This is a genomic window from Streptomyces sp. NPDC005281, assembly GCF_040607495.1.
Lineage (GTDB): Bacteria > Actinomycetota > Actinomycetes > Streptomycetales > Streptomycetaceae > Streptomyces.
This window is the reverse complement of record NZ_JBEXGX010000011.1, coordinates 218,408-239,675: the sequence shown is the minus strand read 5'-3', so window position 1 is coordinate 239,675 and position 21,268 is coordinate 218,408. Positions and strand designations below refer to the sequence as shown.

Here is a 21,268-nt window from a genome sequence, read left to right as displayed (position 1 = left end):
TCAATGGTTTGTCCGGACAATCGAACCTCACAACTTCCCGTCAACATCTCCCGGGGCTACGCTCGATCCGTGGCCAAACCAGTCGTGGATCCGACCGTGTCGCTCCAACTCGGCGTCGACCGCACCAGTCCGGTCCCGCTGTACTTCCAGCTGGCGCAGCAGCTCGAGGCGGCCATCGAGCACGGAATGCTGACCCCGGGCAGTCTGCTCGGCAACGAGATCGAGCTCGCCGCGCGGCTCGGCCTGTCCCGCCCCACGGTCCGCCAGGCCATCCAGTCCCTCGTCGACAAAGGGCTGCTCGTACGGCGCCGAGGCGTCGGCACCCAGATCGTGCACAGCCAGGTCAAGCGCCCGCTCGAGCTCAGCAGCCTCTACGACGACCTGGAGTCGGCGGGCCAGCGCCCGGCGACTCAGGTGGTCGTGAACACCGTCGAACCGGCGTCCACCGAGGTGGCGGCCGCTCTCGGGGTTGCCGAGGGCAGCGAGGTCCACCGCGTCGAACGGCTGCGTCTCGCGCACGGTGAGCCGATGGCGTACCTCTGCAACTACCTGCCCCCCGAGCTGCTGGAGCTCGACAGCGGTCGGATGGAGGCCACCGGGCTGTACCGGCTGATGCGCGGAGCGGGCATAACCCTGCACAGCGCCCGTCAGTCAGTCGGGGCCCGCGCGGCCAGCGCCGAGGAGGGCGAGCGGCTCGGCGAGCCCGCCGGGACCCCCGTCCTCACCATGCAGCGCACCACATTCGACGACACCGGCCGCGCCGTGGAGTTCGGCACCCACATCTACCGCGCCTCGCGCTACTCCTTCGAGTTCCAGCTCCTCGTGCGGTCCTGACGCCTCCGCCTCCGTCTCCGCCTTTCGTGCGGCCGTGAACAGGGCGCTCTTCGTGTCTGTTGATCCCGCAGCTCGTCGTACGGCCTTGAATCGCGCGCACTCCGACTCTCTGCCTCCTGATCCCGCGGCTCGTCGTGCGGCCTTGAATCGCGCGCACTCCGCCTCCGTGCTCCTGATCCCGCCGTTCGTCGTGCGGCCGTGACCCGTTCGTTCGCCGTCCCGACGGCCCCGCCGTGTCGGCGTTTCCGCCGCGCTGTGACGGCCCCGCCGTCCCGCCGCGGCGCACTGCGCGCGCCGGCCGCGATTTGGGCGGATGATCCGAATGATCGATACTTGGTCGTTTGGGCCGGTACGACACCGGTCCCGAAGGGCCCGCAGGAGGGCCCCCGGGCGCGTCCTCACGCCCCGGCACACCAAGAGCACGGCAAGAAGGGCACGGCCTCGTGGCACGGACACGGACCTGGGTGGGCATCGCGCTGGCGGGGGCGCTGACGGTCTCCCTCGCTGGATGCAGCAGCACCGGGGGAAAACGAGCCGAGGACGCCCGCAAAGCGGCGGCGGCCCAGGGCAGGGCCGCGGTGAACACGCCCCGGTGGACCTTCGCGATGATCACCCACTCGGGCGACGGCGACACCTTCTGGGACATCGTCCAGAACGGTGCCAAGCAGGCCGCCGTCAAGGACAACATCAACTTCCTCTACTCGCACGACGACGATGCCCAGCAGCAGGCCCAGCTCGTGGACACGGCCGTCGACAAGAAGGTCGACGGCATCATCGTCACGCTGGCCAAGCCCGACGCCATGAAGGCCGCGGTCGCGCGCGCCCGCAAGGCCGGCATCCCGGTGATCACGGTGAACTCCGGCTCCGCGGAGTCCAAGGCCTTCGGCGCGCTCACCCACATCGGTCAGGACGAGACGATCGCCGGCGAGGCCGTCGGTGACGAGCTGAACAAGCGGGGCCGCAAGAAGGCCCTGTGCGTCCTGCACGAGCAGGGCAACGTCGGACACGAGCAGCGCTGCGCCGGTATCAAGAAGACCTTCGACGGGACCGTCGAGAACCTCTACGTCACGGGCACCAACATGCCCGACGTCCAGTCCTCCATCGGTTCGAAGCTCCAGGCCGACACGTCGATCGACTCGGTCGTCACCCTCGGCGCGCCGTTCGCGGACACCGCGGTGAAGGCGAAGCAGGACGCGGGCAGCAAGGCCGAGATCGACACCTTCGACCTGAACGCGAAGGTCGCAGCCGAGCTCAAGAACGGCACTCTCGGCTTCGCAGTCGACCAGCAGCCCTACCTCCAGGGCTACGAGGCGGTGGACCTGCTGTGGCTCTACAAGTACAACGCCGACGTCCTCGGCGGCGGCAAGCCCGTCCTGACCGGACCGCAGATCATCACCAAGGACCAGGCGTCCGAGCTGGAGCAGTACGCGGACCGGGGGACCCGATGACCGCCACGGCACCCGCGCCCACGCCCGGCCCCAGGACCGACGAACGTCTCCTGAAGACCTCGCCCCTGCGCAGGCTGCTGAGCCGCCCCGAGCTCGGCTCGGTGGTCGGCGCGGTCGCGGTCTTCGTCTTCTTCGCAGTCTTCGCGGACAGCTTCGTACGGGCCGCGAGCCTCAGCACCATCCTGTACGCGGCGTCGACCATCGGCATCATGGCCGTCCCGGTCGCGCTGCTCATGATCGGCGGCGAGTTCGACCTGTCCGCGGGCGTCATGGTGACCAGCTCCGCGCTGATCTCGTCGATGTTCAGCTACCAGATGACGGCGAACGTCTGGGTCGGTGTGTTCGTCTCGCTCCTCGCCACCCTCGCGATCGGCGTCTTCAACGGCGTGATGCTGACCCGTACCGACCCGCCGAGCTTCATCATCACGCTCGGCACGTTCCTGATGCTGACCGGCATGAACCTCGGCTTCACCAAGCTGATCAGCGGCACGGTCTCCACCAAGTCGATCTCCGACATGGAGGGTTTCTCCTCCGCCAAGGACGTCTTCGCCTCGACGATCACCATCGGCGGTGTCGACTTCAAGATCACCATCCTGTGGTGGCTGGTCCTGGTCGCCGTGGCCACCTGGATCCTGCTGCGCACCCGTGTCGGCAACTGGATCTACGCCGTCGGCGGCGGCGAGGAGGCGGCCCGCGCGGTCGGCGTCCCGGTCGACAAGACCAAGATCGGCCTCTATATGGGCGTCGCCTTCGGCGCCTGGATCTCCGGCCAGCATCTGCTGTTCTCGTTCGACGTCGTGCAGTCGGGCGAGGGCGTCGGCAACGAGCTGATCTACATCATCGCGGCCGTCATCGGGGGCTGCCTGATCACCGGCGGCTACGGCTCCGCGGTCGGCGCGGCCGTGGGCGCGCTGATCTTCGGAATGGTCAGCAAGGGCATCGTCTTCGCCGAGTGGAACCCGGACTGGTTCAAGTTCTTCCTGGGCGTGATGCTGCTCCTCGCGACCCTGCTCAACCACTGGGTCCGCAAGCGCGCGGAGGCCACGAAGTGACGACGGAGACGGACATGACCGAGGAACCCGCCGCGCGGCGACCGGCGCTCGTCGAGCTCGACGACGTCAGTAAGCACTACGGCAACATCCGCGCCCTCGAAGGCGTCTCGCTGGAGGTCCACGCGGGCGAGATCACCTGTGTGCTCGGCGACAACGGCGCGGGCAAGTCCACCCTCATCAAGATCATCGCGGGCCGCCATCAGCACGACGGCGGCACCCTGCGCATCGAGGGCGAGGAGACCCGGCTGTCGTCCCCGCGCGAGGCCCTGGACCGCGGTATCGCCACCGTCTACCAGGACCTCGCCGTCGTCCCGCTGATGCCGGTCTGGCGGAACTTCTTCCTGGGCTCCGAGCCGCGCAAGGGCTTCGGTCCGTTCAAGCACCTCGATGTCGACCACATGCGGCGCACGACCCACGCGGAACTCCTGCGGATGGGCATCGACCTGCGTGACGTCGACCAGCCGATCGGCACCCTCTCCGGCGGCGAGCGCCAGTGCGTGGCGATCGCCCGTGCCGTCCACTTCGGCGCCAAGGTGCTCGTACTCGACGAGCCCACCGCCGCCCTCGGGGTGAAGCAGTCCGGTGTGGTTCTCAAATATGTGGCCGCCGCAAGGGACGCCGGACTGGGTGTTGTGTTCATCACCCACAATCCGCATCATGCCTATCTCGTGGGTGATCGTTTCGTCCTGCTGAAGCGCGGCGCGATGTCGGGCAGCTACACCCGGGACGGGATCACACTGGACGAGCTGACCCGCCAGATGGCGGGCGGGAGCGAGCTGGACGACCTGCGCCACGAGCTGGAGAACCGCGCCGTGTGAGGGTCGCGGGACCGGGTCCCGGACGGCTCCGCGGGCCGGCCGGGACGGGTCACGGACGGCCCACACGTCACATGTGTCACGGCGCTTCCACGGTGCGGCCCCGGTGCGGCGTAGGGCAGAATCGACGCGATGAGCACCTACCGCGACCTCGCGCTGCCCCGAGCTCTCGGCTCCGCTCGCGCGGGGGGCACCCCCATCGGCTCCGCGCGGGCCACCGTCCTGCGGACCGTGGGCACGCGCGAGCGCCGTTCCCATCTGACGGCACCCCGCGTCCCCACCGTCGGCATCGACATCGGTGGCACGAAGGTGATGGCGGGTGTCGTGGACGCCGACGGCAACATCCTGGAGAAGGTCCGCGCCGAGACGCCGGACAAGTCCAAGAGCCCCAAGGTCGTCGAGGACACCATCGTCGAGCTTGTGCTGGACCTTTCCGACCGGCACGACGTGCACGCCGTGGGCATCGGGGCGGCCGGCTGGGTGGACGCCGAGCGCAACCGCATCCTGTTCGCCCCCCACCTCTCCTGGCGCAACGAGCCGCTGCGCGACCGTCTCGCCGGGCGGCTCGCGGTGCCCGTCCTGGTCGACAACGACGCCAACGCCGCCGCCTGGGCCGAGTGGCGTTTCGGCGCCGGCCGCGGCGAGGACCACCTCGTGATGATCACGCTCGGCACCGGCATCGGCGGCGCGATCCTGGAGGACGGCCAGGTCAAGCGCGGCAAGTTCGGGGTCGCCGGAGAGTTCGGCCATATGCAGGTCGTGCCCGGCGGCCACCGCTGCCCGTGCGGCAACCGCGGCTGCTGGGAGCAGTACAGCTCGGGCAACGCGCTGGTCCGCGAGGCCCGCGAGCTCGCCGCCGCCGACTCCCCGGTGGCGTACGGCATCATCGAGCACGTCAAGGGCAACATCGGTGACATCACCGGCCCGATGATCACCGAGCTGGCCCGTGAGGGCGACGCCATGTGCATCGAGCTCCTCCAGGACATCGGTCAGTGGCTCGGCGTCGGCATCGCCAACCTGGCCGCCGCTCTCGACCCCTCCTGCTTCGTCATCGGCGGCGGCGTGAGCGCGGCCGACGACCTGCTGATCGGTCCCGCCCGCGAGGCCTTCCGCCGGCACCTCACGGGCCGTGGCTACCGCCCCGAGGCGCGGATCGCGCGCGCCCAGCTCGGCCCCGAGGCCGGCATGGTCGGCGCCGCCGACCTCGCGCGCCTCGTCGCCCGCCGCTTCAGGCGCGCCAAGCGACGCCGCGTGGAGCGTTACGAACGGTACGAGCGCTACGCCGAGACCCGCCGCACGACGCAGCAGGAGTCCCGGTGACAGCCTCACTCCCTCGTCAGGCGATGTCCCCGGACGAGCCGCAGCGGCCGCCCGAGGACCCGCGCCACAAGTTCCGCCGCCGTGCCTTGACCCTGCTGATCATCGTGCTGCTCATCGGCGTACCGGCCGGCTACCTGGTCATCTCCGCCGACCAGAGCCGCAACAGCGGCAAGGACAAGGAGGCGAAGTACTCGGCGACCGGCCTCACCGTCGGCTGGCCCTCGCGCGTCCAGCGCCGCCTCTACCAGGTGCCCATGCCCGCTGATTCCACCCACGTCGCGTACTACGAGACGAACAACTGGAAGACCAGCCGGCTGTACGTCCAGTTCGGCACCACTCGTGCGGGCCTCGACTGGTTCCTCAAGACCGTCGGCACCAGCCGCGCCGCCCTGAAGCAGAACCACATCACCATCAGCGACCGCAACCAGAAGGTCGTCGGCTGGGAGTTCACGGGCCCCGGCCCCTGGTGGGGACTCGTCCACAAGCAGAAGGACCCCGCACCCACCCAGGACATCGTGGTGAGCGGCTCAGGGACGGACCACCCCATGGTGTATCTCGTCTCGCGCACGATTCCGTAGCCCGGGTCGGGCCGGACCCAGCCCACCCCGGCTCAGCCCGGCCCAGCTCAGGCACGCTCAGGCAGGCCGGGCCAGGTCCACCGGCGCCCGCCGCGGCCGTGGGAGCCGATTGTCAGACCCCGCCCGTAGAGTCGAAGACAACTGATTCGACCGACGGGCGGGAGGTGACCAGACGGATGAGCGACGGCGTGGAAGTGGTGAGCGCGCGGGTGCCTTCCGCGGATGCGTCCTCGGCCCGGGCCCGCCCGGCGGCCACGGGGGATCCCGGGACGCGGGCGCTCACGCGGCCGTTTTCCGGCCGAACGCCCTCCGCGCGGCTCGCCGCCGTCTTCCTGCCCGCTCAGCTGCCCCGCGAGGGACGTGTCGCGTTCTGGGACCCGGCGGGCGAACCCCTGCCCGCCACGGACGACGGGGACAGCCCGCGGCCGGGGGAGCAGCCCGACGGGGCGACGGCTTCCGCAGTCGGCACGGAAGTGTCCGCGCGCGAACACACCGAACTGACGGTCGTACGACCGCACGGCCAAGGGGTCCGCAGGAGCACCGTCCCCGCCCTGATCCTCTCCCTCGGTGAAGCCCTGCCCCTGCTCGCCGGGGCGCGGCGGGACCCCGCGGCCCATCCCGCCACCGCCTGCTGGGGCGCCGCCGCACTGCACGCGCTGCGCCTCGTCGCGCGCGGACGTCTGCTGCCGGGGCTCACCCCCGACGGCTTCGACGCCTGGCGCGCGGGTCCCCTGGGCCCGGACGACATCGCGCACCTGAGGGCGGTCGCCGAGGCCCTCCCGTACGAGGGACACGCGGTGCCCCTGCCCGGCAAGGGGGCGATCCGGCTGCCCGAGCCGGAGGCACTGGTGCGGTCCTTCCTGGACGCGGTCGCCGACACCCTGCCCCGGACCCCCGCCGCGCCTCACACCTGCGGCAAGCCCTTCGCGGCCCGCGAGCCGCAGCGGCTGACCGGCGCCCACGACTGGGCCGCCGAGGTCGCGGCGGGCATGGACGCGGGCGTACGGATCTCGCTGCGCCTGGACCTGGCCGCCCACCAGCTCTTCGACGACGGAGAGGGGGCGCGGCGCGCGGGCGCCGCCGTCGTCCAGGTGCACAGCCTCGCCGACCCCACCCTCGTCGTCGACGCGGCCGCCCTGTGGGCGGGGGACGCGGACGCGGTGTTCGGGCCCCGCGCCCACGTCGACGCGGCCTTGGCCGTCCGCCGCGCCGCCCGTGTCTGGCCACCCCTCGAACGCCTTTCCGAACAGGACGTGCCCGATGTGCTCGCCCTCTCCGAGGACGAGCTGTCGGATCTGCTCGGAGTCGTCGCCACCCGGCTCGGCGCGGCCGGTGTCGCCGTGCACTGGCCCCGGGATCTGGCGCACGACCTGAGCGCCGCGGCGGTGGTGCGTCCCGCGCCCGGATCCGCGACGGACGGGACCGGATTCTTCGAGAGCGAGGAACTCCTCCAGTTCCGCTGGCAGTTGGCCCTCGGCGGAGATCCGCTCACCGAGGCCGAGATGGATTCCCTGGCCGAGGCCCACCGGCCGGTCGTCCGGCTGCGCGACCAGTGGGTCCTGGTCGACCCCGCCCTCGTCCGCAAGGCCCGCAAACGCGAACTGGGCCTGCTCGACCCGGTGGACGCCCTGTCCGCCGCGCTCACCGGAACCGCCGAGGTCGACGGCGAGACCGTCGAGGCGGTGCCGGTCGGGGCCCTCGCCACCCTGCGCGACCGCCTCACGGCGGGCGTGACCCCGGTCGAGCCCCCGCCCGGTCTCGACGCCCGTCTGCGGGACTACCAACTCCGCGGACTGGCCTGGTTGGACCTCATGACGTCCCTCGGCCTCGGCGGCTGCCTCGCCGACGACATGGGGCTCGGCAAGACGGTCACGCTCATCGCGCTCCACCTGAAGCGGGCCCGCAGCGAACCGACGCTCGTGATCTGCCCCGCCTCGCTCCTCGGCAACTGGCAGCGGGAGATCACGCGCTTCGCGCCCGGCGTCCCCGTGCGCCGGTTCCACGGCCCCGACCGCACCCTCGACGGTCTCGACGGCGGCTTCGTCCTCACCACCTACGGCACCATGCGGTCGGCCGCCGCCCACCTCGCCGACCGGCGCTGGGGCATGGTCGTGGCCGACGAGGCGCAGCACGTGAAGAACCCCTACTCGGCGACGGCGAAGGCCCTGCGGACGATCCCCGCACCCGCGCGCGTCGCGCTCACAGGCACCCCCGTGGAGAACAACCTCTCCGAACTGTGGGCGCTGCTCGACTGGACGACCCCGGGGCTGCTCGGCCCCCTCAAGTCGTTCCGCGCACGGCACGCGCGCGCCGTGGAGAACGGGGAGGACGAGGAGGCCACGGCCCGACTGGCCCGGCTGATCCGTCCGTTCCTGCTCCGCCGCAAGAAGTCCGACCCCGGCATCGTCCCCGAGCTCCCGCCGAAGACCGAGACGGACCACCCCGTCCCGCTCACCCGCGAACAGGCCTCCTTGTACGAGGCGGTGGTCCGCGAGTCCATGCTGGCCATCGAGACCACCGATGGCATCGCCCGCCGAGGACTGGTCCTCAAGCTGCTGACCTCCCTCAAACAGATCTGCAACCACCCCGCCCTGTTCCTCAAGGAGGACGCGCGGGCCGCAGCGCTGGGGACCTCCACCCGCTCGGGCAAACTGGCCCTGCTCGACGAACTGCTGGACACCCTGCTCGCCGAGGACGGCTCGGCGCTCGTCTTCACGCAGTACGTGGGCATGGCCCGCCTCATCACTGAACATCTCGCCGCCCGCGCCGTCCCGGTCGAGCTCCTGCACGGCGGGACGCCGGTCGCCGACCGCGAACACATGGTGGACCGCTTCCAGAGCGGGGCGACCCCCGTCCTGGTGCTGTCGCTCAAGGCGGCCGGCACAGGGCTGAACCTCACACGCGCCGGCCATGTCGTCCACTTCGACCGCTGGTGGAACCCCGCGGTCGAGGAGCAGGCCACCGACCGCGCCTACCGCATCGGCCAGACCCAGCCCGTCCAGGTGCACCGGCTCATCACCGAGGGCACGGTCGAGGACCGGATCGCCGAGATGCTCGAAGCCAAGCGGGCCCTCGCCGACGCGATCCTCGGCTCCGGCGAGGCGTCCCTGACGGAACTGACCGACCGCGAGCTGTCGGACCTCGTCTCGCTGCGGAGGCCCACATGAGCGGGACCGAGGAAGAGGAGCCCCGCGTGACCGAGGCCGGAGCCGCCGAACCGGCCGACGGCACCGATCCGCAGCGCCTCGCGACCGGAGACCGCCCCGCCGACGAGGCCCGCCGGGCCCTGCGCGCCGCACGGAAGGCCGCGGCGGCCGACGATCCCTTGGGCACGGGCTCTGGCCCGGGGACCGCGTGGGAGACGGTGACAGGTCCGTCATCCCTGTCGTTGTCCCCGCCCCCGCCCCCTTCGTCTTCGTCCGGTGCGCCTGAGGAGCCTCCGCGGGCGTCCACCTCGAGTGCGAGGCCGGGCGACGCGGCCCGCGAGGCCCTGCGACGGACGACCTCGGTGGCGAGGTTCGATGGTGCGGGTGCAAGGTCTGATGCAAGCGCGGGCGCGGGGGCCGATGGCGGCGCGGGTGTCGATGCCGGTGGACATTCGGCCGTGACCGTGTCCCCGGACACGGGAGCTGACAAGGGACCGGACATCGACGTCAGCGCTCGCGCTCGTGCGCACGCGCGTGTCGTGACTGAGTTGCCGGACACGCCTGACGCGGCGCGCCCGGCATCCGAGGGCGCGGTCGAGGCCGGCCCCGGGCACGGTCCTGCCGGGGGTTCGGTGGGCCGCCCAGAGACGACGGAGCGGGCGACGCCTGGCCGCCCGTCCGGCGCCGAGGCTGGGGGAGTTGCGCGACCCGGTGACATCGCTCGCGGGGCGTTGCGTCCTGGCGGGGTTTCGGCGGGGGAGTCGGCTGCCACGGTGCGTTCCGGTGCGGAGGGCGGGGGAGTCGCGCGACCCGGTGACATCGCCCGTGAGGCGCTGCGCGCCGCGCGGGACGAGGCTCGGCGGCTTCGGTCCGAGGCGGCGGAGGGCAGCGGCGAGCGGTCAACGGACGGTGGGGACAAGGGAGTCGGCCCGAGGCGTCGAACCGCCGGAACGCCGTCGGTGGGTGCCCGGGGGCTACGGAATGCCGCGCATCCAGTGACCACGGATCGGGCGTCCCAGCAGCGGCAGCTCCGCCATCTGCTCGCGGACGCCTTCCGGTTGCCCCCCGACGTGATCGCCGAGACCGGGCAGCCGTCGGATTCGGTCGACGACACCGGGCAGCCGCCGGGTTCGGTCGACGACACCGGCGAGGCGCCCCGAGAAGGGGCCGACGACCGACTCTCGCGCGCGGCCCACGCCGAACACTCCGAGCGCCCGGAACATGCCGAACGTGTGGCTCACGCCGAACGTGTGGCTCACGCCGAACGCGCGGCCCACTCCGAGCGCGCCGAACATGCCGAACGCGCGGCCCACGCCGAACCCGCGGACCACTCCGAGCGCGCCGAACGCGTGGACCATGGCGACCACGCCGAACGTGCGGCCCACGCCGAACACGCGGAAGGCGCCGCACACTCCGCAGCCTCCGCGTACCCAGAACGCGTCACGCACCCGGAGCACTCCTCGTACCAAGAACACTCCTCGCGCGCAGAAGACTTCACCGACCCCGAACACTCCACGGACCCCGTCCCCGAGCGGGAGGAATCAGCGGTCGTCGAGCCCTTCACGGTCGGCTCCCTCGGGCTTGGCTTTCTCACCCCCGAACGGGGCGCCGAGTCAACGGAGTTCTCCGGGTCTCCGGAGTCCCGAGCGCCCGGGGCTCCTCACCGCCGGGAGTCCCGCGGCACCCGTTCGTCGGCCGGTGCCGCCAGCACCGGCGAACCGGGCGGCACCACCCCCGTCCCCGCCGAGCGGCTCCCTCGCTCCATGGCATCCCCGGGCCGTGACGGTGAGTTGCGCCGGACCTTCCCCGCCTTCCCCGCGCGGGTCAGGGATGAGGGCGGGTTCGCGGAGACATGGTGGGGCAACGCGTGGGTCACGGCACTGGAGGAAGGGGCGCTGGACACGGCACGGCTGGCGCGCGGGCGGACGTACGCGGGGCACGGGTATGTCGACGCCGTCACCGTCACACCCGGTGTGGTGCTCGCCTATGTGCACGGGAGCCGGCCGCGGCCGTACCGCGTCCAGGTCAGGGTGCGGACGCTGTCCGACGGCGACTGGGACCGCTTTCTCGACGCCGCCGCCGAGCGGCCGGGACACATCGCCGCGCTGCTCGACAAGGAGATGCCCAGGTCGCTCGCGGACTGCGGAGTCGAACTGCTTCCCGGCCCCGGCGAACTCGAACCGCATTGCAGCTGCCCCGACTTCGGGCACCCCTGCAAGCACGCGGCCGCGCTCTGCTACCAGACGGCGCGGCTGCTGGACCAGGACCCCTTCGTGCTGTTCCTGCTGCGCGGCCGGGGAGAGCGCGAACTCCTCGACGCGCTCTCCCGGCGCAACGCCACCCGGGCGGCCCGCGCCGCCCAGGAGCGGGAACCGGAACAGCCGGCCGGCGTACGCGCCCGTGACGCCCTCGCGAGACGCGTCCTGCCGCCACTTCCCGCTCCGCTGCCGCCGCCCCCGCATCCCGAGCAGCCGCCGGCCTACCCGGGCGCACCGGGCGGCCCGGACGCGTTCGCGCTGGACCAGTTGGCCACGGACGCGGCGGCCCGCGCGTACACGCTGCTCACCTCGGGCCGCGATCCCGTCGCGGAACTGACGCTCTGGCAGGACGCGGTGCGCGTCGCCGCGGCCCGACCGGGTTCCGGGCTCACGGCCGCGACCCGCGCCCTCTACTCCTCGCTCGCCTCCGCGACCGGCCGCACCCCGGTCGACCTGGCACGGGCGGTCGCGGCCTGGCGGCAGGGCGGGTTCGATGCGCTCGGCGTGCTCGAAGAGGCCTGGGACCCGCCCGCGGGCCGGTTCGACCGGGCCCGGCCGCTGCTGATGGCCGCCGATTTCCCGGCCTTCCGCCCCTGGCGCAACCACCTGACCCACCCGCGAGGCGACGCCCAGCTCCGCCTCGGCCGCAACGGCCTCTGGTACGCCTACGAGTCCGAGCCCGGCCATGACGACTGGTGGCCCCGCGGCACCCCCGACCTGGACCCGGTCGGCGCACTGACGGGCCTCGGCGCACCGGGTGAGCTCTGACGGCGAGGAGAGATCCGAGTCGGCCCTTTCCGCCCCGAGTCGGTTTATTTATGATCAAAACCAGCTCAAGTCGGCCAAAGTGGCCCCCATTCAGCACATTTCCGGTCTCGTTGGTCCGGTATGAGCGGTTCGGCCGCAGTGTGGACACATGTGGCGGCCCGGTGGGGGCAGTGTGGACGAACGGCCCCCATTTCCGTCCTAACGGGCTCGGAAGCTAGCGTGGGACGGTGAGTGAGACGAAGACCCCTGCCCTCCAGTACCGCGTCGATGGCCCGGAAGACGCCCCCGTCCTCATACTCGGACCCTCGCTCGGCACCACCTGGCACATGTGGGACAGGCAGATCCCGGAGCTCGCGAAGAGCTGGCGGATCTTCCGGTTCGACCTGCCGGGACACGGCGGAGCGCCCGCCTATCCCGCCGGGTCGGTGTCCGAACTCGCCGGGCGGCTGCTGGCCACGCTCGACCGGCTGGGCATCCACCATTTCGGATACGCGGGCTGCGCGTTCGGCGGGGCCATCGGGCTCGAACTGGCACTGCGCCGCCCGGAGCGCGTCGCCTCCCTCGCGCTGATCGCCGCCTCGCCGCGCTTCGGCACGCCCGACGAGTTCCGCCAGCGTGGAGTGATCGTGAGGTCGAACGGCCTCGACCCGATCGCCCGTACCTCGCCCGACCGCTGGTTCACGAGCGGCTTCGCGGCGGCCCAGCCCGCGATCACCGAGTGGGCCGTGCAGATGGTGCGTACCACCGACCCCGGCTGCTACATCGCGGCCTGCGAGGCGCTCGCCGCCTTCGACGTGCGGGGCGAACTGGGCCTGGTGGGGGTGCCGACGCTCGTCCTGGCCGGTTCCGACGACCAGGTCACCGGGCCCGCGGAGGCGCGCACACTGGTCGCCGGGATACCGGACGCCCGCCTGGCCGTCGTCCCCGGTGCCTCGCACCTGGTTCCGGTGGAGCAGCCCGCCGCCGTGACGGACCTGCTCGTACGGCATTTCTCCAGCGCCTGGCTGCCCGCCTTCGACTCGACCACGGGCCAGATGGCGGTCCAGGTCCCGCCGGCCTACCCGGTGCAGGCCGCCCCGCCTGCTGTCTCCCCCCTGGCCGAGATCGGCCCGGCCCCCGTGGCGCCCGAGATCATGGGGCGGCAGGATCCCTACGACATCGGGATCAAGGTGCGGCGCGAGGTGCTGGGGGACGCGCATGTCGACGGGGTGCTCTCCTCGGCGGACGAGTTCTCCGGGGACTTCCAGGAGTTCATCACCCGGTACGCGTGGGGCGAGATCTGGGACCGGCCCGGACTCGACCGGCGCTCTCGCAGCTGTGTGACGCTGACCGCCCTCGTCGCGGGCGGCCACCTCGACGAGCTCGCCGTCCACACCCGTGCCGCCCTGCGCAACGGTCTCACCCCGGTCGAGATCAAGGAGGTGCTGCTCCAGACGGCCGTCTACTGCGGTGTGCCGGCGGCGAACAACGCCTTCCGGGTGGCGCAGAAGGTCATCCGTGAGGAGACGACACCCGAGGAGTGAGCGGGCGGAGTCGTCCGCGGGAGCGGCCCCCGGGGCGGGTGCGGGGGCAGGATGGACCCATGAAGCTCACGAAGAAGTCGCACGCCTGCGTCCGTCTCGAGAAGGGCGGGCGGACGCTCGTCATCGATCCCGGGGGTTTCAGCGAGGAGGACGCGGCCCTGGGCGCGGACGTCATCCTCGTGACGCACGAGCACCCCGACCACTTCGACGAGGGGCGGCTGCGCGCGGCCATGGAGGCCGATGCGGCGGCCGAGATCTGGACACTGAGGTCGGTGGCGGAGAAGGTCTCCGCCGCCTTCCCCGGCCGGGTGCACACCGTCGGCCACGGCGACACGTTCACCGCCGCCGGTTTCGACGTCCAGGTGCACGGCGAACTGCACGCGGTGATCCATCCGGACATCCCGCGGATCACCAACGTCGGCTATCTCGTCGATGACGGCCGCGTCTTCCACCCCGGGGACGCCCTCACCGTTCCCGACCGTCCGGTCGAGACGCTGATGCTCCCCGTGATGGCCCCGTGGAACAAGATCTCCGAGGTCATCGATTACGTCCGCGAGGTCAAGCCGCAACGCGCGTACGACATCCACGACGCCCTGCTCACGGACCTCGCCCGGCCGATCTACGACCGCCAGATCGGCGCCCTCGGCGGCTCCGAGCACCTGCGGCTCACGCCGGGGGCGTCGGCGCAGATCTGATCCTGCGGGCCCGATTCCGTGGCGTTCCGTGCCGTCCCGCCGGCCGTGGGGCGGCACGGAGTGTCTCGGGCCGACTCGTTGTCGTACCCGCCCGGTAGGTTGTGAGGCATGCGTATCGCGACCTGGAACGTGAACTCGATCACCGCCCGTCTCCCGAGGCTGCTGGCCTGGCTGGAGAGCAGCGGCACGGACGTGCTGTGCCTCCAGGAGGCCAAGGTCGCCGCCGAGCAGTTCCCGGCCGAACAACTGCGGGAACTGGGGTACGAGGCGGCGGTGCACGCCACGGGACGGTGGAACGGCGTGGCGGTGATCTCCCGGGTCGGCCTCGAGGACGTGGTCAAGGGCCTGCCCGGCGGCCCCGCGTACGAGGGCACGGAGGAGCCCCGGGCCGTCTCCGCGACCTGCGGTCCGGTGCGCGTCTGGTCGGTGTACGTGCCGAACGGCCGCGAGGTGGACCACGCCCACTACACGTACAAGCTCCAGTGGTTCGAGGCCCTGAGAACGGCGGTGGCGGGCGACGCGGCAGGCGGCCGCCCGTTCGCGGTGATGGGCGACTACAACGTGGCGCCCACGGACGACGACGTGTACGACGTGGCCGCGTTCGAGGGCCTGACCCATGTCACCCCGGCCGAGCGCGCCGCGCTGGCGGCCCTGCGCGAGACGGGTCTGACGGACGTGGTCCCGCGTCCGCTCAAGTACGACCACCCGTACACGTACTGGGACTACCGCCAGCTCTGCTTCCCGAAGAACCGCGGCATGCGCATCGACCTCGTCTACGGCAACGAGGCGTTCTCGACGGCGGTCAAGGACGCGTACGTCGACCGCGAGGAGCGCAAGGGCAAGGGTGCCTCGGACCACGCACCGGTCGTGGTGGACCTGGACGTCTAGGACACACCCCTCCCGCGCACAAGCACCCTCCGTGCGCAGACATCTCAGCGCGCAGGCCCTCCGTGCGCGGGGATGCCTGCGCACGGAGGGCCTGCGCACAGGCATCGGGCCTCGTGATCGCGGGCATCCTTCTCCATAGACGGTTCAAAAAACCGTCAGAGGTGTCCGAGGCGTTCCTCAGGGCGTCATGATTCGCCTGATTCCGTGATGAAATGCCGCGAACTACATTTTGTTCACATAGCGGGAACATGGAGCTTCGGCGACAGCACCCCACGGAGAGGCCGGTCATGAACATCTCCTTCCTGGACAAGCTGCTCAAGCGGCATCCGGTGCGGTCGGACCGGCCCCTCGCCAAGGCCTTCGAGGACGATCCGGTGGGTGTGGCCGAGCTGCTCTCGGAGTGCGAACTGCTCCGCTCCCAGGCCGCGGCCGTGGGCCTCGAACTGGACGACACCCCGGACTCGTTGGTGGCGCTCGACCAGCTTCTGCCGCTGTGGCGCGACGACCCCGAGGCGCTGCCCTGGCTCGGCAACGACGCCGGCCTCTATCTCGGGACCGTCGTGGTGCGCACGGTGCCCGGTGCCTCCTGGCACGTCTGGCCCGGCGGCAGCCCGGCCGTCCGGCTCCCCTCGGGCCGTGAGATCCCGGTCGTCGAGGCCGGCCTCGACTGGGCCGTACAGGGCGTCCCCGAGCTGTCCCAGATGTACGCCGAGGCCACGGAGGCCTGACCGGAGTGCCCGCAGGGGTATCCCGGTGATCGCCCGGAGTGTCGTGACCGGCTCTTGATCCAGCCTCAAATACGGCTAATGACCCGGCGTGCGTGTCGTCCCTTAAGTGGCGATTTGCGCCGATAGTTTGCGGTGACCGGCGCCGCCGAGCGCGGGCGTGACCGGCATGGCCGTCGATCCGTCGACCGACCAGTACGACGACACGACGCACTTCGGGGAGCCGCATGTTCCGCAGGACGACGACCTCGCCCCCGGCAAGGGAGGGGCGGTCGTGATCACCGGCCCGTCGAACGGATCCTCAACTGTCCGGTGAGGCGCACTTCCTCGGGCCCGGGAGGCCGACCGCGGCGAACCTCGACTACGATTTGCCGTTCATCCCCGCGGTGACGGTGATCTCGCCGATCCGCATCGGGATGTGTGTGCCGCTCCCCCGGTTCGCCCCACGGGCGTACGGGAGGGTGCGGCACAGTCCCGAGACCGAGGCCGTGGACGTGGCTCCGGCCGAACCAGGGACGCTGCTGCCGGGTGGGGTACCCCACACAGCCCCGACGCTGTAGGGGGCAGCAGCTCACAGGGCCAGGCCCGGCCGGCGCCAGCCGGAGATCACTGCTCGCGCAGGGGTACCGACACGTACGACGGGTCGCGCTCCGGTGAGGAGAAGGTCAGCTGCGCGCCGGACGGGTTGTGCTCGATGTACAGCGGGTCGACCGTGTCGACGACCAGGGCGAGACGATGCCCGGCCGGGACGTCGTAGGCGGTGGAGAACAGGTCCAGGTCCACGCCGAACGGCTCGCCGGGCGTCTGCCCATGGAACGTGTACGGCGCGTTGCTGACCAGCTTGCCGATGCCGAGCGGGCCCACGTCGTAGAGATAGGCGATGAACGTACCGCTCTCCTTGGTGCCGGTGACCGTGGTGTGGAGCTTGACGGTGCCTCGCACGCGCTGGACGCCGGTGGACTTCTCCGACTGCCACACCGCGCTCCAGTAGCGCGGCAGCAGCGGGATGGAGGCCATCGGCGGGATCCGGGTGAGCTGGTCGAGGATGCTGGACAGGAAGATGATTCCGCCGTCCGCGCCCGAGTCGACGTTCGTGTGGATCCTGGTGGTGCCCTCCAGGGCGATCTTCCTCGTGGTCGCGCCGACCGACTTCCAGTCCGGGTAGCCCTCGTAGCCGCCCGTGGAGCGGGACTTGAGCTGCACCGGCTGTTCGCCGTCGATGCCGTTGTCCTTGCCCGCGAGATAGTGGTCGAACCAGCGGCCCGTGTCGGTCCAGACGTCGTTGGGGAGCCCGAACAGCCCGGTGATCTCGGCGGTGGCGTGGTCGCCGGGGCGGAACTCCAGCCGCTTGGGCCCGGTCAGCTCGTCATAGAACTTCGCGTACTGGTTGGCCGAGAAGATCGTGTCGCCCCAGGTGTTGGCCATGAAGACGGCGGCGCCGTTCTTGTCGAGCTGGTCGATGTACGTCTCGGGGGAACGTTTCTTCCCCCAGGCGATCAGATCCGGCTCCTTCGCGAGATTCGAGCCGAAGAAGTCCTTGAACACCTGCTGGGTCTCGGCGCTGGGGTGGCCCGTGATGTGCCCGACACCGTCCAGCAGGGCGGCCGCCTGGACGTGTTCGGTACGGCCCGAGTAGATCGACGTGGTCAGGTCCGCCCAGCCGCTCAGCGCGGCGACCGCCTTGATCCGCTTGTCGTGCGCGGCGGCCAGCAGACTGATCCCGGCGCCGTACGAGACGCCCGCCACGCCCACCTTCCGCGCGTCGGCGGGGGTGTTGGCGAGCGCCCAGTCGATCACCTTGGACACGTCGGCGGTGTCCTGGGGTCCCGCGACGTCTATCTCGCCGCCCGACTGCCAGAAGCCGCGGACGTTGTAACCGACTACCACGTAACCGGAGTTCGCGAGTTTCTGGGCCTGCGCGAGGTACTCGACCTGCGGCAGTCCCCAGCTCGTGGGCAGCACGATGAGCGGGTAGGAGCGGGTGCCGTCCGCTCCGGCGGGGGTGACGACGTTGGCTTTGAGGATCGTGCCGCCGTCACCGGAGATGTCGACGAAGCGGAGGCCGCCCGAGCTCTCGGCGGCCTGGGCGGCGGGCGCCAGGCCCAGGCCCGCGGTGGCGATCAGGGTGGCGGAGAGGGCGCCGACGGCGGATGTACGCAGGGGGTTGCGACCGTTTCCCAACGGGTCACTCCTCACTTGGTCAGTGCAAGGTGACCCGACGGTAACCGCCGCGGCTTACTGTAAGTAACCCGTCGGTAAGTTACGTGCGAGTAACGATTGTTGAAGTGTTCATTGCCGTCCGTCGGGACCGGCCGGAGTCAGGTACGCCGACGCGGCCGGGGCGTGGCCTGCTTGGTCGCGGTCTCGCCGTCCTGGCCGGGGTCGGCGGCCGGGTCCGGCGCCGGGTCCAGTGCGGGCGGCGTCGGCAGCGGGGCCTGGGCGGCGCGGGTGACGTCCGCGACCACCTCGACGACATCGGGGCCGTACGCCTGGGAGTTCACGACCTTCAGGAGCAGGACGAAGCTGTTGCCGCCGTGCTTGCGGGCGAGGCGCGCGTGGTTGCGGGCGAGATAGCGGGTCGCCGCCTGGTTGGTGATCGCGCGCTGGCCGCAGAAGAGGAAGACCGGTCTCACGTCACGGCTCTGGCCCGCGGTGAGCCGGGCGAGGATCACGTACTCGGCCTGCCCGGACTCCAGACGGTAGCGCTCGCTGCCTATCTGGAAGGCGCCCCGGTCGGGCCCCCGTCCGGAGTCGACGTTGACCTGTACGCCGGGGAGCAGGGACTGGAGGTGCGCGGCCATGCGCCGGTTCGAGGCCGGACCCCCCACGCAGAACTCCGTGCGTTCGCCGAAACCCTGCTGGGTCGCGTCGTGCGCGATGACCTGGGCGTGCGCGCCACAGTCCTTGATCAGTGCCGACAGTTCGAGGAGCGCGAAGACGTCGTGCCGCATCACCGTGAGCTCGGGGCCACCCGCCTCGCGGTTCACCACCAGCAAGGACTCGGAGTTGTCGGGCAGCCCGAAGAACGCCTGCTTGCGGCGGAGCTTGCGCTTCCACAGATAGGTGCGGGCGAGCCAGCCGAGCGCGGCACTGATGCCGGCGGCCAGGACGCCGAGGACGATGTTGCGCACGTCGTCATTCATGTGCGCGCATGCTAGCGGGCCCACGGAACCGTGTTCGAGGGGGCCTGACGCGGTGACGGTGGTGAAGTTACGCTGCGCGGACGGCTGTTGACTGGAGGTATTGATGCGACGTCCTCTTGCGCGGAATCTGACGGTCCTGGCGGTTTCGGCCGCGACGGTGTTAGTCGGTGCGGCGGCACCACCCGGGGCGCCGGCGGCGGGCACGGCCGCGAGAACGCCCCTCGCGAAGGTGCCCGTCGCGGTCGGCTACGGAGGTGCCGTGGCGAGCGTCGACGCGGACGCCTCCGCCGCGGGCATCGAGGTGCTGAGGAAGGGCGGCAACGCCGTCGACGCGGCCGTGGCCACGGCCGCGGCCCTCGGGGTCACCGAGCCCTACTCGTCCGGCATCGGCGGAGGCGGCTACTTCGTCTACTACGACGCCAAGTCCCGTACGGTGCATACGATCGACGGACGGGAGACGGCACCCCTGACCGCGGACTCCGGGCTGTTCCTGGAGAACGGCAAGCCGCTCGCCTTCGCGGACGCCGTCACCAGCGGGCTGAGCGTGGGCACCCCGGGCACGCCCGCCACCTGGCAGACGGCCCTGGACTCGTGGGGCAGCAGAGGTCTCGGCGACGTCCTGAAGCCGGCCGAGCGCATCGCCCGCTCCGGGTTCACGGTGGACCCGACCTTCCGCGCGCAGACCGAGTCGAACCAGGCCCGCTTCGCGAACTTCCCCGACACCGCGAAGCTCTTCCTGCCCGGCGGCGCGCCGCCGGTCGTCGGATCGACGTTCAAGAACCCCGATCTGGCCCGTACGTACGAGGAGTTGGGACGCAAGGGCACGCGCGCGGTCTACGCGGGCGAGCTGGGCCGGGAGATCGTCGCCACCGTCGGCAAGCCGCCCGTGGACCCGGCCTCCGGCTACGACGCGCGGCCCGGCAAACTGTCCCTGAGGGACCTCGCGGCCTACGGGGCGAAACGCCAGGCGCCCACCAGGACTTCGTACCGCGGTCTGAACGTCTACTCCATCGCTCCCTCCTCCTCCGGCGGCACCACGGTCGGCGAGGCGCTCAACATCCTGGAGCGCACGGACCTTTCGAGGGCGAGCGAGACCCAGTACCTGCACCATTTCATCGAGGCGAGCAGGATCGCCTTCGCGGACCGGGGCCGCTGGGTGGGCGACCCGGCCTTCGAGGACGTACCGGCCAAGGGTCTGCTCTCGCAGAAGTACGCGGACGGCCGGGCCTGCCTCATCAAGGACGACGCGGTGCTGACGAGCCCGCTCGCGCCGGGTGACCCGAGCCGTCCCGCGGCCTGCGGTGCCACCGGGACGGCCGCTCCGACGACGTACGAGGGAGAGAACACGACCCATCTGACGGTGGCCGACAAGTGGGGCAATGTCGTCGCCTACACGCTGACCATCGAACAGACCGGCGGCAGCGGGATCACCGTCCCGGGACGCGGCTTCCTGCTCAACAACGAGCTGACGGACTTCTCCTTCGCACCGGCCAACCCGGCCGTGCACGACCCCAACCTGCCGGGCCCCGGCAAGCGCCCGCGCTCGTCGATCTCGCCGACCATCGTCCTCGACCGGCACGGCAGGCCTGTCGTGGCGCTCGGTTCGCCCGGGGGAGCGAGCATCATCACGACCGTCCTTCAGACCCTGACCGAGTTCGTCGACCGAGGTCTCCCGCTGGTGGACGCGATCGCCGCGCCACGCGCCAGCCAGCGCAACGCGGCCCAGACCGAGCTCGAACCTGGCCTGTACGACAGCCCGTCGAGGGCCGGGCTCGAAGCCATCGGCCACTCCTTCAAGCTGAACCCGGAGATCGGCGCGGCCACCGGCGTCCAGCGCCTCGCGGACGGCACCTGGCTGGCCGCGGCGGAGAAGGTGCGGCGGGGCGGAGGCTCGGCCATGGTGGTGCGGCCCGCGTCCTAGGTTCGGGCTCTGGGTTCGGGCTCTGGGTTCACGCCCTCGGCTCACGCCCTCGGCTCACGCCCTCGGCTCACGCCCTCGGCTCGCGAACCAGGGGCGCCCGGCGTTCGTGGCGACCGACCGTGCCTCGGCGGTTCCGGGTGCCCGGCCTGGCGTG

General features: G+C 71.3%; 16 protein-coding genes and 1 pseudogene. 15 read left to right on the top strand and 2 right to left on the bottom strand.

Going from position 1 to position 21,268, the window contains the following annotated elements:
* Window positions 1-96: 96 nt before the first annotated feature.
* The 14 genes and pseudogenes from ABZV42_RS18085 to ABZV42_RS18020 all read left to right on the top strand — a co-directional run.
* A complete protein-coding gene (locus ABZV42_RS18085) occupies window positions 97-834 on the top strand; it encodes a GntR family transcriptional regulator (protein ID WP_355978932.1) in 738 nt (245 codons plus the stop codon).
* A 443-nt stretch (window positions 835-1,277) separates the two neighbouring features.
* The gene (locus tag ABZV42_RS18080) at window positions 1,278-2,282 is read left to right on the top strand and encodes a sugar ABC transporter substrate-binding protein (protein WP_355978841.1); all 1,005 of its coding nucleotides are present in this window, start codon (window positions 1,278-1,280) and stop codon (window positions 2,280-2,282) included.
* Window positions 2,279-3,334 (top strand): ABC transporter permease, encoded by a 1,056-nt coding sequence (locus tag ABZV42_RS18075; protein WP_355978839.1) that lies wholly within the window; start codon window positions 2,279-2,281, stop codon window positions 3,332-3,334. Before ABZV42_RS18080 ends, ABZV42_RS18075 begins: the two co-directional genes overlap by 4 nt.
* A 14-nt stretch (window positions 3,335-3,348) precedes the next feature.
* On the top strand, window positions 3,349-4,152 hold the full coding sequence (locus ABZV42_RS18070) for an ATP-binding cassette domain-containing protein (RefSeq protein ID WP_355978837.1): 804 nt from the start codon (window positions 3,349-3,351) through the stop codon (window positions 4,150-4,152).
* Between the two features lie 129 nt (window positions 4,153-4,281).
* Entirely contained in the window at window positions 4,282-5,469 is a 1,188-nt protein-coding gene (locus ABZV42_RS18065) for an ROK family glucokinase (protein ID WP_355978835.1), read from the top strand.
* Window positions 5,466-6,047 carry a sugar kinase gene (locus ABZV42_RS18060; protein ID WP_355978834.1) on the top strand — a complete coding sequence of 194 codons (582 nt, stop codon included), beginning with the start codon at window positions 5,466-5,468 and terminating at the stop codon, window positions 6,045-6,047. The genes ABZV42_RS18065 and ABZV42_RS18060 overlap by 4 nt, the downstream gene beginning before the upstream one ends.
* A gap of 176 nt (window positions 6,048-6,223) precedes the next feature.
* Entirely contained in the window at window positions 6,224-9,214 is a 2,991-nt protein-coding gene (locus tag ABZV42_RS18055) for a DEAD/DEAH box helicase (protein WP_355978832.1), read from the top strand.
* Between the two features lie 518 nt (window positions 9,215-9,732).
* The gene (locus ABZV42_RS18050) at window positions 9,733-12,219 is read left to right on the top strand and encodes an SWIM zinc finger family protein (RefSeq protein WP_356052625.1); all 2,487 of its coding nucleotides are present in this window, start codon (window positions 9,733-9,735) and stop codon (window positions 12,217-12,219) included.
* A 227-nt stretch (window positions 12,220-12,446) separates the two neighbouring features.
* Entirely contained in the window at window positions 12,447-13,742 is a 1,296-nt protein-coding gene (locus tag ABZV42_RS18045; protein ID WP_356052623.1) for an alpha/beta fold hydrolase, read from the top strand.
* 59 nt (window positions 13,743-13,801) lie between these two features.
* A complete protein-coding gene (locus ABZV42_RS18040) occupies window positions 13,802-14,437 on the top strand; it encodes an MBL fold metallo-hydrolase (protein ID WP_355978826.1) in 636 nt (211 codons plus the stop codon).
* 108 nt (window positions 14,438-14,545) lie between these two features.
* Window positions 14,546-15,325 carry an exodeoxyribonuclease III gene (locus ABZV42_RS18035; protein WP_355978824.1) on the top strand — a complete coding sequence of 260 codons (780 nt, stop codon included), beginning with the start codon at window positions 14,546-14,548 and terminating at the stop codon, window positions 15,323-15,325.
* 287 nt (window positions 15,326-15,612) lie between these two features.
* Complete coding sequence (locus ABZV42_RS18030) at window positions 15,613-16,053, top strand: DUF6278 family protein (protein ID WP_355978822.1); 441 nt, start codon at window positions 15,613-15,615, stop codon at window positions 16,051-16,053.
* Between the two features lie 166 nt (window positions 16,054-16,219).
* Window positions 16,220-16,366, top strand: coding sequence for a hypothetical protein (locus tag ABZV42_RS18025; protein ID WP_356052621.1), 147 nt, complete (start codon window positions 16,220-16,222; stop codon window positions 16,364-16,366).
* A 7-nt stretch (window positions 16,367-16,373) separates the two neighbouring features.
* Window positions 16,374-16,610: pseudogene (locus ABZV42_RS18020) on the top strand (amino acid ABC transporter permease); the annotation flags it as partial.
* A gap of 46 nt (window positions 16,611-16,656) precedes the next feature.
* On the opposite strand, the gene ABZV42_RS18015 reads toward ABZV42_RS18020, so the two are convergent.
* Both ABZV42_RS18015 and ABZV42_RS18010 read right to left on the bottom strand, forming a co-directional pair.
* On the bottom strand, window positions 16,657-18,231 hold the full coding sequence (locus tag ABZV42_RS18015) for an alpha/beta fold hydrolase (RefSeq protein WP_356052619.1): 1,575 nt from the start codon (window positions 18,229-18,231) through the stop codon (window positions 16,657-16,659).
* Between the two features lie 137 nt (window positions 18,232-18,368).
* Complete coding sequence (locus tag ABZV42_RS18010) at window positions 18,369-19,193, bottom strand: hypothetical protein (protein ID WP_355978816.1); 825 nt, start codon at window positions 19,191-19,193, stop codon at window positions 18,369-18,371.
* A gap of 103 nt (window positions 19,194-19,296) precedes the next feature.
* On the opposite strand from ABZV42_RS18010, the gene ggt reads away from it, so the two are divergent.
* Window positions 19,297-21,114: a gamma-glutamyltransferase gene (gene ggt, locus ABZV42_RS18005; RefSeq protein WP_355978814.1), complete on the top strand. Its 1,818-nt coding sequence runs from the start codon at window positions 19,297-19,299 to the stop codon at window positions 21,112-21,114.
* Window positions 21,115-21,268 lie beyond the last annotated feature (154 nt).

Excerpts from the sequence above, each read along its gene's own strand:
- ABZV42_RS18075 (WP_355978839.1), top strand. The coding sequence starts at position 2,279 with ATGACCGCCACGGCACCCGCGCCCACGCCCGGCCCCAGGACCGACGAA.
- ABZV42_RS18070 (WP_355978837.1), top strand. The coding sequence starts at position 3,349 with ATGACCGAGGAACCCGCCGCGCGGCGACCGGCGCTCGTCGAGCTCGAC.
- ABZV42_RS18065 (WP_355978835.1), top strand. The coding sequence starts at position 4,282 with ATGAGCACCTACCGCGACCTCGCGCTGCCCCGAGCTCTCGGCTCCGCT.
- ABZV42_RS18055 (WP_355978832.1), top strand. The coding sequence starts at position 6,224 with ATGAGCGACGGCGTGGAAGTGGTGAGCGCGCGGGTGCCTTCCGCGGAT.
- ABZV42_RS18040 (WP_355978826.1), top strand. The coding sequence starts at position 13,802 with ATGAAGCTCACGAAGAAGTCGCACGCCTGCGTCCGTCTCGAGAAGGGC.
- ABZV42_RS18035 (WP_355978824.1), top strand. The coding sequence starts at position 14,546 with ATGCGTATCGCGACCTGGAACGTGAACTCGATCACCGCCCGTCTCCCG.
- ABZV42_RS18030 (WP_355978822.1), top strand. The coding sequence starts at position 15,613 with ATGAACATCTCCTTCCTGGACAAGCTGCTCAAGCGGCATCCGGTGCGG.
- ABZV42_RS18025 (WP_356052621.1), top strand. The coding sequence starts at position 16,220 with ATGGCCGTCGATCCGTCGACCGACCAGTACGACGACACGACGCACTTC.
- ABZV42_RS18010 (WP_355978816.1), bottom strand. The coding sequence starts at position 19,193 with ATGAATGACGACGTGCGCAACATCGTCCTCGGCGTCCTGGCCGCCGGC.
- ggt (WP_355978814.1), top strand. The coding sequence starts at position 19,297 with ATGCGACGTCCTCTTGCGCGGAATCTGACGGTCCTGGCGGTTTCGGCC.